Origin of the sequence: Bacillus sp. 105MF (genome assembly GCF_000374885.1) — a bacterium.
GTDB lineage: Bacteria > Bacillota > Bacilli > Bacillales > Bacillaceae_G > Bacillus_A > Bacillus_A pseudomycoides.
Genome location: NZ_KB895581.1, coordinates 48831 through 62576, shown reverse-complemented (window position 1 = coordinate 62576; position 13746 = coordinate 48831). Strand labels below are relative to the sequence as shown.

Sequence of the window (13746 nt, the reverse complement as noted above, 5' to 3'; positions counted from 1 at the left end):
TTCGTAATCATATTAACAATGTGATGTGTAGAGTTTGCAAATAAATGAGAGAATCTTAGTTTAATAAATAAAAAACATTTGTGCCTAAGAAAAAACTGCCCTAAATCAAAGTATTTGGGCAGTTTTTTTGTTTTTCTCTTTTAGAAAGAAAAGAACGGATGAAAATGTTATTGAATATGAAACATTAAACATAGTACATTTAAAAAAGGAAAATCTTTCATAAAGAAGGTGAGAAAATGCTTGATACAGCTGATGGTTCAATAAGGAATCATATGTATACAGTAGAAGAACAACAAAAGATATATAAACGAACATTAGTGATCGTAAGTATTTCACAAATGTTTGGTGGTGCGGGATTGGCTGCTGGAATTACGGTAGGCGCACTTCTTGCGCAGCAAATGCTTGGAACAGATGCATTCGCGGGATTGCCAGCAGCCATGTTTACAATGGGATCTGCAGGAGCAGCTTTAGTAGTAGGCAGGCTTTCTCAGCGTTATGGACGCCGGATCGGGCTTGCGACAGGATTTATGGTAGGAGGGCTTGGTGCTATTGGTGTTGTAATCGCAGCTTTAACAAATAGTATTATTCTCTTACTTGCTTCCTTACTCATATATGGTGCAGGCACAGCCACAAATTTACAAGCCCGTTATGCCGGTACGGATTTAGCAAATAAGAAGCAAAGGGCAACTGCTATTAGTATTACCATGGTTATGACGACTTTTGGTGCGGTAGCAGGACCAAATTTGGTAGGGGTAATGGGGAGCTTTGCTCTTTCTATTGGTATTCCTGAACTTGCTGGTCCGTTCATATTATCAGCAGCTGCATTTTTGTTAGCAGGCCTCGTACTTTTCGTTATGCTTCGTCCAGATCCATTAATAATAGCGAACAGGATAGAAACATATAAACAGGAACATACAAATAAAGGGCGTGCGATAACTGAGAAATCGATAGCAAATAAAAGGGGCGTTACAGTTGGGGCCATCGTCATGATACTTACTCAAATTGTTATGGTTGCAATTATGACTATGACTCCCGTACATATGGAACACCATGGACATGGATTAAATGAAGTGGGCCTTGTTATTGGATTTCATGTAGGAGCAATGTACCTTCCATCACTCGTTACAGGAATTCTTGTTGATAAGATTGGTCGAATGGCAATGAGTATTGCTTCCGGAGTTATACTACTTAGTGCGGGAGTGGTAGCTGCCATTGCACCGAGCGATTCTTTAATTCTCCTGATCATTGCTCTTTCTTTACTTGGATTAGGATGGAACCTTGGATTAATAAGTGGCACTGCTCAAATTGTTGATGCAACAGAACCTTTAACGCGTGCAAAGACACAAGGGAAAGTGGATGTTTTTATTGCATTGGCAGGAGCTTCTGGGGGGGCGATGTCAGGCATGGTGGTAGCGAATTCGAGTTATGCGGCATTATCATTAGCTGGAGGGGCTTTAGCCTTATTACTCATTCCTGTTGTGATATGGTCTAGAAAAGGTGAAGAACATGAAATAAAATAGAAGTCCTGAAAGTTTTGCAGATTGATTTGTACTGACAGAGAAAAAGAGATGGATAAATAGTTACTAAAAGAAATCAAAGAAGTTACTGCACAAAATGAATCTCATAAAATTGTAAGAGGTATATCTTCTTTTAATAGCTTAGTAGAGGATGAAGCCCTCCGCTGATAAAAGGTGTACTTTAGTAGAAGGCTTGTCTGCAATCATATTAGTAATGTGATGCAAAAACTAAGGGTTAGAGGAGTACACAAGCGGTTATTGAGCTTTTTCATATAGAAGAACTGAAATTATAATAGATGGGCCAACTTTGTAGAAAAAGTTGGCCATTTTTTCTATTCTTTTTCGCTTTATACGAATTACAGTATAGAAACAGAGGAGATATGTTGAAAATGCATGGTTGATTTAACAACATTGCAAAATCAACCATGTATTTTCAAAGTTTCTTTGCAATAAATCTTCTTTTTTGATCCAGAAATATAATAAGCCAGTGTCTCCCCAATCCATTTCAGATTCATCATTGGTATCAAGTTGTAACAGTAACATCCAATCTTGGGCGCTGCCAGGCAAATGTTTTATCTCTTGATCTGAGGGGTACCCATTTCCTAAATAGATTCCGTTTGTAACAAGATGACACTCTTCCGCCATTGCTTCTGATTGTATAGCTTGTGCGGAGCCGAGTAAATGATGCAATCCATCGATATACAATTCTTCTATTTCTTTATAAATATCCCATTCATCATCATTTGATAAACCTGTTTCTCCGACTTTTTCTTTTGCTAATGTCCAAGTTTCTTGAAAGGAGATGATGGAAGGAGGGAACACTTCTGTTTGAAGTTCTCGTCGTTTTAGGTTTTCTATATTTTCCGTGTACAGAACGCGATGACCTCCAATATCTCTTAGGTCAAACCCCCATGGTTGTTCTTCTGCGTCATAAAAGAAATATAACATGCCCTTCGTAGGCAGTGGGTTTCCTTTGTGATAAGGTTGTATTTCTTCTAAATTCAGCTGTCCAATAAAGTGTAACGGTATGTCGTTGTATGTTGGAATCTTTAATTCATCAGGTAAGTCTGGAAAACCTCCTAATTTTGAGGTTCCCACTGCTATTTGCTCATCAGATCCTTTACGTAGACGAATTTGAATTGTTGGCTCAAGAGAATTTAAAATATGTTTTTCTAGATGCATGGCACTATATTTTTCGAGCACGTTTTGTAGTGTTTGTTTCATAATGTATCACCCCATTCTTATTGTACAACAACTTGTTTGTATTTTCTGGAAATAATCAAAAATATTGAAAATTATGTTGAAATAGCGTTAGTGTAGGAAAAGGGGGATTATTTTATGACAAAAGATCGTCTTGCTCAAGTAGATTTAACGAAAAGAATGGAATCAAAATCAAAGTATAATAAGAAGCTTGAAAAGTATCAAAGGCGCTTATTAGCGTTGCAGCAAATTTTACAAAAAGAAAAAATAGCCGTTATTATGGCGATGGAAGGTTGGGATGCGGCTGGAAAAGGAGGGGCAATTAAACGAATTACTGAGCATCTGGATCCGCGTGGATTCCAAGTAAATCCAATTGGTGCGCCTGCTCCTCATGAAAAACGTTACCATTATTTGCAACGCTTCTGGAGGAAAATTCCTCAGTATGGTCAAATCACAATTTTTGATCGCTCTTGGTATGGTCGTGTATTGGTAGAGCGTGTAGAGGCATTCGCTACAAAGGAAGAATGGAATAGAGCATACGATGAAATCAATGATTTCGAAAAATTATTAACAGATGATCATTACATAGTAGCAAAATTCTTCTATCATATTAGTAAAGATGAGCAGTTAGTGCGATTTAAAGATCGAGAGAAAAATCCTCTTAAGAGATGGAAAATTACAGATGAAGATTGGCGCAATCGTGAAAAGTGGGATGAATACGCCCGGGCAATGGAAGAAATGTTTGAGAAAACAGATAAACCGAATGCAAGATGGAATATTATCGCTAGTAACGATAAATTATATGCGCGTGTGAAAACATTGAAAGTGATCATTTCATTGATTGAGGATTATTTCTTGCAGCATAGAATAGAATTGCCATCATACTATTATGAAATGAAAGAAGAAAAAGAAGAGATTGAACACGTGCAAGATATAGGTCGTTAAGCTTGTATGGGGTGAATTCGATTCATTAATTATAGATTTCACCCATAAAGTGATGCAAAACAAAAGACGAGAACTTTATTAAATTATGCGTAAAAAAATGAAGAATGCAGTAGAAAAATAATGATTTTATTTATGCCCGTAAGTGAAGTTTAATGTTGTGAAAACTACATAATTATGCTAAGATTTATGTAACTTTTAATGAACGGAGGGGTCTCCTTTGATTTTAATCAGATTACGTCTCAAAGCTTTGTGCCGATAATTGAATAGCGCTCAAAGGCTCTGTCTGTGTACAGAGTGAACGGGATTGGTCTGCCTATTTTAAAGGAACCCTTTATTGAACTGATATGTGAAAAGAGGGAGGGACGAATACGCCCTCTTTTTGTCGTACCTTTATAAATAGAATGATGAGATATATGTGTATGTTCCTTTGGATACGTATATTATTTGTGATGTATTGACCATGTAACAATTGGAAAGCAATGCTTTCTTTTGTTTATTTGTCGTACCCTCATCCGTTTACAAAAAACACAGGCAGTGACCTGTGTTTTTTAATTTTACGTAATCGAAATGGAGGAATAAATATATGGAAGAACTAGTACAAAAAGCGATATTAGTTGGAGTTAATTTAAATAGTGAAAGTGATTTTGAATATTCAATGGAGGAGTTAACGAATCTTGCGGAAGCGTGTGATGTGGAAGTTGTAGGGCAAGTTATCCAAAATTTACACCGCGTGAATCCATCACATTATATCGGAAAAGGGAAAATTGAAGAAGTTTCTGCTTTTGTGAAGGAATCAGATGCGAATATGGTTATTTTTAATGATGAGTTATCGCCTTCACAAATTCGAAATTTAGAAGCTGACTTAGATTGTAAAGTCATTGATCGTACCATTTTAATTTTAGATATTTTTGCGCAGCGTGCTAAGACGAAAGAAGCGCAGTTGCAAGTTGAAGTCGCGCACCTGCAATATATGATGCCGCGTTTAATCGGTCTTCGCGAATCTTTAGGAAGACAGAGCGGCGGCGTTGGTACGAAGAATAAAGGTGTCGGTGAGAAGAAATTAGAGCTGGACCGTCGTAAAATTGAAGAGCAAATTGCAGTATTAAATAAAGAATTAGAAGCGCTTGTTGCGCAGCGACAAACACAGCGTAAACAGCGTAAGAAAAATGAAATCCCTGTTGTTTCATTAGTGGGATATACAAATGCTGGTAAATCAACGATTATGAATACGATGCTTGAGATCTTTAACGGATCTGTAGAGAAACAAGTATTCGAAAAGGATATGTTATTTGCGACTTTGGAAACGTCAGTGCGAAATATTGAACTTCCAGATAATAAATCGTTTTTATTAACAGATACAGTTGGTTTTGTAAGTAAATTACCGCATCACCTTGTAAAAGCATTTCGTTCTACATTAGAAGAAGTAGCGGAGGCAGATTTATTGATTCATGTGGTCGATTATGCAAATCCAAATTATGAACAATTAATTGAGATTACAAACCAAACACTAAAGAAAATTGGTGTTGAAAATATCCCGACCATTTATGCGTATAATAAATCAGATATGATGGATGTTGAAATTCCGAAAATCCAGGAGGACCGAGTATATCTGTCTGCAAAACAACAAATTGGGATTGAAGAACTTGTAGAAATGATTCGTTCTTACATTTACAAAGAGTATACAAAGTGTGAGATGTTAATTCCTTATGATCAAGGGCAAGTTGTATCCTATTTCAATGATCATGCTCATGTTGTATCTACGAGCTATGAAAATGAAGGTACAAAACTTTCACTCGAATGTAAGACGAGTGATTTTGAAAAATATAAGCGTTTTGTTATTTAAAATGAAAAAAACATTGATTTTATTTGAAATTTCTAGCTATACTAAAAATAGTGTTAATGAAATTGAAAGAACGGAAGGGTGACCCAATTACATGAAGTACTAATCCTATTTACGAAAACAAACAATTGAAGGTTATTTTTAACAGATGATTATGCTGTTATTTGTGATGCCTTTAATTTGCGTTTTTCAGAATAGGATTGGCTTTGTATAGTTGGATCTAAAAGGGATAGTCTCTTTTGGTGTACACCTATATATAATTATGCCTCCTATTCTGAATGGATATAGGGGGCATTTTTTTGTCTCCTAAACTGGATAAAAGGGGATGTTACTATGTTTTTATTAGAAGCTAATCATATAAAGTACTATGTACAGGATCGTTTATTACTAGATGTGGACCAATTGCAAATTCATCAAAATGCTCGAATTGGGTTAGTTGGTAGAAATGGAAGCGGGAAAACGACGTTATTTCAAATGTTGGCTGGAAAAATTTCTCCAGAAGAAGGAAATGTTATTCAACGTACTAGGTGTGAGCTTTTGCCGCAGCTTAAACGAACAGATACAACAAAAAGTGGTGGGGAAGTGACGCAAGAATATGTCCAAAAAGCTCTTATGAAAGATGCCGAGCTTTTACTTGCAGATGAACCGACTACAAATCTTGATACAGAACATATCGAATGGTTGGAGAAAAAGTTAAAAAGTTGGCAAGGGGCATTTATCATTATTTCGCATGACCGTGCATTTTTAGATGCTCTTTGTACAACGATATGGGAATTGAATGAAGGGAAAATAAAAGAGTATACAGGCAACTATAGTGATTATGTAAAACAAAAAGAAATAGAGCTAAATCAAGAACAATTAGCGTATGAAAAGTATGAGAAAAAGAAAAAGCAGTTGGAAGAAGCGTTAAAGTTAAAAGAGAAAAAAGCTGAAAGAGCAACAAAGGCGCCAAAAAAGGTAAGTAAATCCGAAGCGAGAATTACAGGAGCAAAGCCATACTTTGCCAAAAAGCAAAAGAAGCTACAAAAAACAGCAACGGCCATCGAAACGAGATTAGAAAAACTTGAAAAGGTAGAAAAAGTAAAGGGGCTCTCACCAATTAAGATGAATTTGCCAAATGCAGAAACGTTTAAAAACCGGATTATTCTTCGTGTAGATGGTGTAACAGGTAAAGTTGGGGAACGTGTGCTTTGGAGCAAAACAAGTTTTCACATTCGGGGCGGTGATAAATTAGCGATTATCGGTTCAAATGGAAGTGGGAAAACGACATTTGTCAAAAAAATCATGAACCAAGAGTATGGTATTAAGCTTTCACCAGCTGTTAAAATTGGCTATTTTAGTCAAAACTTAAACATATTAGATACGGAGAAATCAATTATCGAAAATGTCCAACTCTCTTCAAAACAGGATGAAACACTGATTCGAACGGTTCTTGCGAGAATGCATTTTTTCAGAGATGATGTTTATAAGCCGGTAGGGGTTTTAAGTGGTGGTGAGCGAGTGAAAGTAGCGCTGACAAAGCTATTTTTAAGTGATATTAATACTTTAGTGTTAGATGAGCCGACGAACTTTCTTGATATGGAAGCTGTTGAAGCGTTAGAGTCTCTTCTAAAAGAATATGAAGGAAGTGTAATCTTTGTCTCGCATGATCGCCGGTTTATCGAAAATATTGCTACGCGAATTTTAACAATCCGCAATCAAAAGATTGAATTATTTGAAGGGAATTATCAGCAATATAAACTCAATCAAGTGGAAAAGACGCGAGATACGAAAGAAGATAAGCTTCTTTTACTTGAAACAAAAATATCGGAAGTGCTAAGTCGCTTAAGTATTGAACCGTCCGAAGAATTAGAAATAGAATTTCAAAAACTTTTAAAAGAAAAACGAGAATTATAATTAAAGTTGATTAGAAAAAAGTACATCACGACTAATGGAGTGATGTACTTTTTTTGAGCTAGGTGTTGTCTTTTGTTTTTGCTAACATGCGGATAGAACTACTGATCATGGAAGTAAGAGTGCAACACTCTTGTTTGTCTCTTTCTTCATCTTTGCTGATATAAAATAATCTAAAGAAAACTTCTTCCATTCAACTTTATAAAAATATATAAATTTAATGATTTTATGTATATAGATGAAATCGAAGTTGTGTTGCTGGAAAAAGAAATAAAACCAGTATAGAATAGAAAATGTTTTAAAAATCAGAAATTATTACAGTAAGTGTAATGTTAATTAGTTACATTTTCTGTTTTTTAGGGAAGGAGAGAGTGAATTATGCAGGCAGTTTCAAAGGAAAATAAAATAGCTTCACCAACGATATATCGTATTTTATTTGCGATTAGTTTCGGTCATTTTTTAAATGACTCGATGCAAGCTGTTGTACCGGCACTGTTTCCTATTTTGGAAAAGTCGATGAATTTGTCCTATATGCAGGTAGGATGGATTGCATTCGCGTTAAATATGACGTCATCGATTATGCAGCCGGTGTTTGGGATGTATTCAGATAAGAAACCATCTCCATTTTTATTACCGCTCGGTATGTTTTCGAGTATGCTTGGGATGATTGGACTTGCGTTCGCACCAAACTTTATTATCGTTATTATTTCAGTTTTATTTATCGGATTAGGATCAGCAGTCTTTCATCCTGAAGGCGCACGTGTTGCTTATATGGCAGCTGGTGCAAAGCGAGGGTTAGCGCAGTCAATTTATCAAGTAGGAGGAAATACAGGGAATTCTCTTGCACCAATTTTTACAGCGCTAATTTTTGTTCCGCTTGGGCAAGTTGGATCACTTGGATTCACGGCTTTTGCAGCGGTGGGTATTGTGTTATTAATTTTTGTTTCAAATTGGTACAAAAATGAGTTAGTAAATGGTGCGATGCGAAGAAAGAAACGAGCTGCACTTGAGGCGGAGAATGCAATTGTTAGTAAGCATATTAAGTTTGTAATTGTTCTTCTTGTTTTCTTAACCTTTGTTCGTTCTTGGTATGGAGCTGGCATTGGGAACTTCTATCAGTTTTATTTAATCGAGCATTATGGTGTGTCTATTAAAAATGCACAGTACTTTGTATTTGCTTTTATGATTGCTGGGGTACTGGGTACATTCTTTGGTGGGCCATTAGCAGATCGATTTGGTAAGAAAAATATTATCGTATTTTCAATGCTAGGTTCTGCGCCGCTTGCACTTTTATTACCACATGTTTCTCTAGCGTGGGTTGTGCCGTTATTTTTATGTATAGGTTTTATTAGTTCCAGTAGCTTTAGTGTTATTGTTGTGTATGCACAGGAGCTCGTTCCGGGAAAAGTTGGAATGGTGTCAGGATTAATTGTCGGTCTTGCGTTTGGCCTTGGAGCATTAGGTGCCGTTATTCTTGGGAAATTAGCAGACGTGTATAGTCTGCAATTTATTATGGTATTATGTAGTTGTTTACCATTAATTGGACTTACGTCATGGTTACTACCAAGCGATCGAAAAACACGATAGAATAGGGGATGCGCTATGAAACTATGTCAAAATGTTACAGAATTAATTGGAGATACACCTGTCTTACGGTTATCGCGATTCGTTCCAGAAGATGCGGCAGATGTGTATGTGAAATTGGAAATGTTTAATCCATCTCGTAGTGTGAAAGACCGAGCGGCGTATAATTTAATTCATATGGCGGAAGAGCAAGGGCTCATTAAGCCTGGTGATACGATTATTGAACCAACAAGTGGAAATACAGGGATTGGTTTAGCGATGAACGCAGCTGCTAAAGGATACAAAGCGATTTTAATTATGCCAGATAATATGTCAAAAGAACGGATTAACTTGCTTAAGGCATATGGGGCTGAAGTTGTTTTGACACCCGCAGAACAAAGAATGCCAGGAGCAATTGCGAAGGCGGTAGAATTACAAAAACAAATATCAAATAGCTTTATTCCGCAGCAGTTTGAAAATCCAGCAAACCCGAATATTCATCGCTATACAACAGCTCTTGAAATTTATGAACAAATGGATGGAAAGCTAGATGGATTTGTAGCAACTGCTGGAACTGGTGGAACCATTACTGGCACAGGAGAAATATTGAAAGAGAAACTACCAAATTTATATATTGCAGTAGTTGAACCGAAAGGATCTCCTGTTTTATCTGGTGGTGTGCCGGGTCCTCATAAACTAGTTGGAACAAGCCCAGGGTTTATTCCGAAAAACTTAAATACGGAAATATATAATGAAATTATTCAAATTGCGGATGAAGAAGCGCTTAGTACAATGAGAAATCTAGCAAAACAAGAGGGAATATTAGTAGGACCATCTTCAGGTGCCTCGGTCTATGCTGCAATCACGATAGCAAAACAATTAGGTGCTGGTAAGAAAGTGTTATGTATTGCACCTGATACGGGAGAGCGTTATTTAAGTATGGGATTGTTTGAATAAGAAACATAACAAAGAAGAGATTGTATGTATCATATACAATCTCTTCTTTGTTTTATTTTACTAATTTTTTTAATATAGGTAAACGACCAATTCGATCACCAAGAATATGTGATGCTAGGCCACTTGTTAATACGAAAGTAAGATAGACAATTCCTCCAACCACGCCGCAAATAATAACGATTAGCAATGATTCGATATAAGGTTGTCCAGGGATCAACCATCCGATAATCGCTTTTAATCCTATTACGACAGCGGACATTGCTGCGGAGTAAATTGTAATAAGAAATACTGTTTTAGCTGTTTCTGCAATATCAAACTTTGCAAATTTGACGATGCAATATAGCATAATGATATCAGAAACGAGATATCCAAGAATTGTTCCAAGTACTGCTCCATGCCCACCTAATAGATATAGAAGTGGCGTATTCACTAAGATTTTTACGAGAATACCAACTGAGAATGCAATCATTGTTTTTCGCTGATAATCAATGCCTTGTAAAATGGCTGCTGAAACAGTGAAAATCGCACTTAATACTGCTGATGGTGCATAAGAAATTAAATATTGAGACCCGCCTAAAGCGGTATCAGGACTCATATATACCATGCGGAATGCATCATATGCGATGCTAGCGAGTCCAAATGCAGCAGGGATTGTGAAGAATAACAATAATTGGAAAATCTTTGTGATTTGTTCTTGTAATTCTTCTAGTTTCCCGCTTGTAAATGATTTTGTTATCGCTGGAATAATCGTAAGTGAAAATCCAGTTGCGAGCGAAGCGGGAATCATAATTAATTTTTGAGCATAGTTCGTTATATAAGCGAAAATCGCATTCGCAGTTTCAAGCGGTGTTCCAATTGCTCTTAGTGCATCAGCAACTGTATATTGATCCACTAAAGTATAAAGTGGAATAGCGATCCCTACAAAAACAATAGGGATTGCGTAACGAAGTAGCTCCATATAAATGCTTTTTAATGAAACGTTTGAAGCCCTTGTTTTTAGTTCGCCTGCAGGTGGTTTTAAATGATTATATTTTTTCCAATACATGATTAAAATTGAAACGCTGGCAATTGCTCCAATAACAGCTCCGAATGTAGCGACTGCAACAGAAGAAGCAACGGAACCACCTAGTAATTTTGAAACGATAAAACTACCTACTAAAATGAAAATGACACGTGCAATTTGTTCCACAACTTGAGAAACAGCACTTGGCTTCATATGTTGGAATCCTTGGAAGTATCCACGTGTTACACTCATTGCTGGAACAATAATGAGCGCAAAACTTAATGCTCGCATTGTAAGTGTTACATCAGCGATAAACCCCGGATCAGGTGTTTTGGAACGAATAATAAACTGCGATACGTAAGGTGCTCCGATAAATAAGATTAAAAATCCAGCGAAACCCATAAGCAGCATGATTTTTACACTAGAATTATACAGTTTCTTACTTGTGTTATAGTCACCTAATGCATTATATTTAGCAACAAATTTCGACACAGCAATTGGAATGCCGGCTGTTGAAAAGCTAAGCAAGATGCCATACCAAGAATATGCATACGCATATAAAGCAACCCCTTGTTCACCAACTAATAGTTGAAAGGGGAAGAAGTATATAAAGCCTAAAATACGCGAAATCATTGTGGCACCGCTTAGTAAAGCTGTACCTTTTAAAACTTTTGAAGTAGACAAAACCTTTCCTCCTACTCGTGCTCTGTTACAATCATCCTATACTACTATAAACCTGTCAGTGGATTTTATAAAGCATAAACCATAAGTCGTGCAATAGTATTCATCAAAAAGTCATATTTTGAATTTTTATAGCAACAAATAGCAAATTAATACATAAAAATTCAAAAAAATCAGTTGACACTCTTTTTATTGTATGATAAAAATGATAGTAATCAATTCGGAAAACATATAGTTGGGCAATGAAAGGGTAAAGTAGTGAAAATCTCCCTATGACAGAGAGCTGATGGTTGGTGCGAATCAGTATATAGATTATTCATGAAGTTCGTCCTGGAGCATCTTTCATAAATCTCACATTGTGAGGAAATGAAAGACGGTAGTATATACCGTTATCAAATAAAGTGGTGAAGAATTTTTTCACAACTAGGGTGGTACCGCGATATATATCGTCCCTACGTTTTTGCGTAGGGACGTTTTTTATTTCGGGGTTATTTTAGTTGTATCTTCATAACTAGGGTGGTACCGCGATATTTTATCGTCCCTACGTTTTCGTAGGGGCTTTTTTTATTTCGGCAGTTTCTTAGTATTCTTCACAACTAGGGTGGTACCGCGATATTTTTATCGTCCCTACGTTACTGTAGGGGCGATTTTTTGTTCCTGAAGGGAAGTGGTTGTATTAGAAAGGGAAGAGGATAGAACAATACGAGTAAGTATGAAATGTAATAATAAGAAAAAATAGAAGAAGAGAGGAGATAGAAAGATGAATTCACAGCAATGGACATCGAAATTAGGTTTCGTTTTAGCTGCAGCAGGTTCAGCAATTGGCCTTGGCGCAATTTGGAAGTTTCCGTATATGGCCGGTATTGGAGGGGGCGGTGCCTTCTTCCTAATATTCATTGGTTTTACTTTACTGATTGGTTTACCTTTATTATTGGCAGAATTTTCAATCGGAAGAAGTACGCAAAAAGAGGCTGTTGATGCGTATAGAGAGATCGCTCCTAAAACATTATGGCCGTGGGTTGGTAAGTTAGGGATTGTAACATGTTTCATATTGCTTTCTTTCTATAGTGTTGTAGGAGGTTGGATTTTATTATATTTATGGAATGCAATTACAGGTAGACTATGGGAAGGAAATGGTGCATACGAAGCAACATTTGGTGAAATCATTTCCAATCCATATTTAGCAGTTGGATCACAGCTATTATTTATTCTTATTACTATTTTTATCGTAAGTAAAGGCGTGCAAAATGGTGTTGAAAAAGTAAATAAATACTTTATGCCAGCACTATTCGTTTTGTTCTTTGTGTTAATTGTTCGTGCGCTTACATTAGATGGAGCGGGAGAAGGGGTACGTTTCTTCTTACAACCTGATTTTTCGCATGTAACGTCTGAGATTGTTTTATATGCGATGGGGCAATCGTTCTTCTCATTATCTGTCGGTGTGGCAGTAATGGTAACGTATAGCTCGTACTTGCCGAAAGAAGAAAATTTACCGCGTTCAGCATTTTCTATTGTTGGTTTAACACTTGTTATTACATTACTTGCGGGACTTGCAATTTTCCCGGTTGTATTTGCATTTGGAATGGAGCCATCTCAAGGACCGGGATTACTATTTATTGTATTACCGGCTATCTTCAGTAAAATGGCATTTGGAAAACTATTTTTCATTATTTTCTTATTACTATTCTTTTTTGCTACTGTAACATCTGCAATTTCTATGTTAGAGATTAGTGTTGCTTCCTTAACAAAAAAAGGAAAGGGAAAACGTGAAAAAATGGCATTGATTGTTGGATTACTAATCTTTGTTGTTGGAATTCCATCGGCACTATCATATGGTGTATTAAGTGATGTGAAGCTTTTTGGAAAAACAGTGTTTGATTTAGCAGACTTTGCAGTAAGTAACGTTCTTATGCCGCTTGGTGTATTATTAGTTGCAATTTTCGTGCCATTAAAAATGAAGAAAGATGTATTAATGAAAGAACTGGGTGTCAGTAAAAATAAAGGCTATAAATTATTTGTATTATGGTTATTCTTACTTCGCTATATCGCACCAATTGCAATTATTATCGTATTTTTAAATGTAATTGGAGTGATTTAAAGTACAAAAGGCTCTAGCATAACGTTATGCTAGAGCCTTTTAATTATAG

At 36.4% G+C, this 13746-nt stretch carries 9 protein-coding genes and 1 other annotated feature; of the genes, 7 read left to right on the top strand and 2 right to left on the bottom strand.

Translation table 11 applies throughout. The features are described from left to right. Positions 1 to 236: 236 nt before the first annotated feature. The gene (locus tag C564_RS0120905) at positions 237 to 1520 is read left to right on the top strand and encodes an MFS transporter (protein ID WP_006094443.1); all 1284 of its coding nucleotides are present in this window, start codon (positions 237 to 239) and stop codon (positions 1518 to 1520) included. 399 nt (positions 1521 to 1919) lie between these two features. On the opposite strand, the gene C564_RS0120900 is transcribed toward C564_RS0120905, so the two are convergent. Beyond that, a complete protein-coding gene (locus C564_RS0120900) occupies positions 1920 to 2741 on the bottom strand; it encodes a YwqG family protein (RefSeq protein ID WP_018766694.1) in 822 nt (273 codons plus the stop codon). A 114-nt stretch (positions 2742 to 2855) separates the two neighbouring features. On the opposite strand from C564_RS0120900, the gene C564_RS0120895 reads away from it, so the two are divergent. The 5 genes from C564_RS0120895 (at position 2856) to cysK (ending at position 9915) form a co-directional block, all read left to right on the top strand. Beyond that, a complete protein-coding gene (locus C564_RS0120895) occupies positions 2856 to 3662 on the top strand; it encodes a polyphosphate kinase 2 family protein (protein ID WP_018766693.1) in 807 nt (268 codons plus the stop codon). A 583-nt stretch (positions 3663 to 4245) separates the two neighbouring features. Next, a complete protein-coding gene (hflX, locus tag C564_RS0120890; protein ID WP_018766692.1) occupies positions 4246 to 5505 on the top strand; it encodes a GTPase HflX in 1260 nt (419 codons plus the stop codon). A gap of 330 nt (positions 5506 to 5835) precedes the next feature. Beyond that, positions 5836 to 7398: a Vga family ABC-F type ribosomal protection protein gene (locus C564_RS0120885; RefSeq protein WP_003203794.1), complete on the top strand. Its 1563-nt coding sequence runs from the start codon at positions 5836 to 5838 to the stop codon at positions 7396 to 7398. A gap of 375 nt (positions 7399 to 7773) precedes the next feature. Next, positions 7774 to 8982 carry an MFS transporter gene (locus C564_RS0120880; protein WP_018766691.1) on the top strand — a complete coding sequence of 403 codons (1209 nt, stop codon included), beginning with the start codon at positions 7774 to 7776 and terminating at the stop codon, positions 8980 to 8982. A 15-nt stretch (positions 8983 to 8997) separates the two neighbouring features. Next, positions 8998 to 9915, top strand: coding sequence for a cysteine synthase A (gene cysK / locus C564_RS0120875; protein WP_018766690.1), 918 nt, complete (start codon positions 8998 to 9000; stop codon positions 9913 to 9915). 52 nt (positions 9916 to 9967) lie between these two features. Here cysK and C564_RS0120870 read toward each other — a convergent pair whose 3' ends face one another. After that, positions 9968 to 11602, bottom strand: a complete 1635-nt coding sequence (locus tag C564_RS0120870) for a putative polysaccharide biosynthesis protein (protein ID WP_018766689.1) — start codon at positions 11600 to 11602, stop codon at positions 9968 to 9970. A 230-nt stretch (positions 11603 to 11832) separates the two neighbouring features. Next, positions 11833 to 12056 (top strand) — a binding site (T-box leader). Between the two features lie 303 nt (positions 12057 to 12359). Between C564_RS0120870 and C564_RS0120865 the strand changes: the two genes are divergently transcribed. Continuing rightward, a complete protein-coding gene (locus tag C564_RS0120865; RefSeq protein ID WP_003203801.1) occupies positions 12360 to 13697 on the top strand; it encodes a sodium-dependent transporter in 1338 nt (445 codons plus the stop codon). The last annotated feature ends 49 nt before the right edge of the window (positions 13698 to 13746 follow it).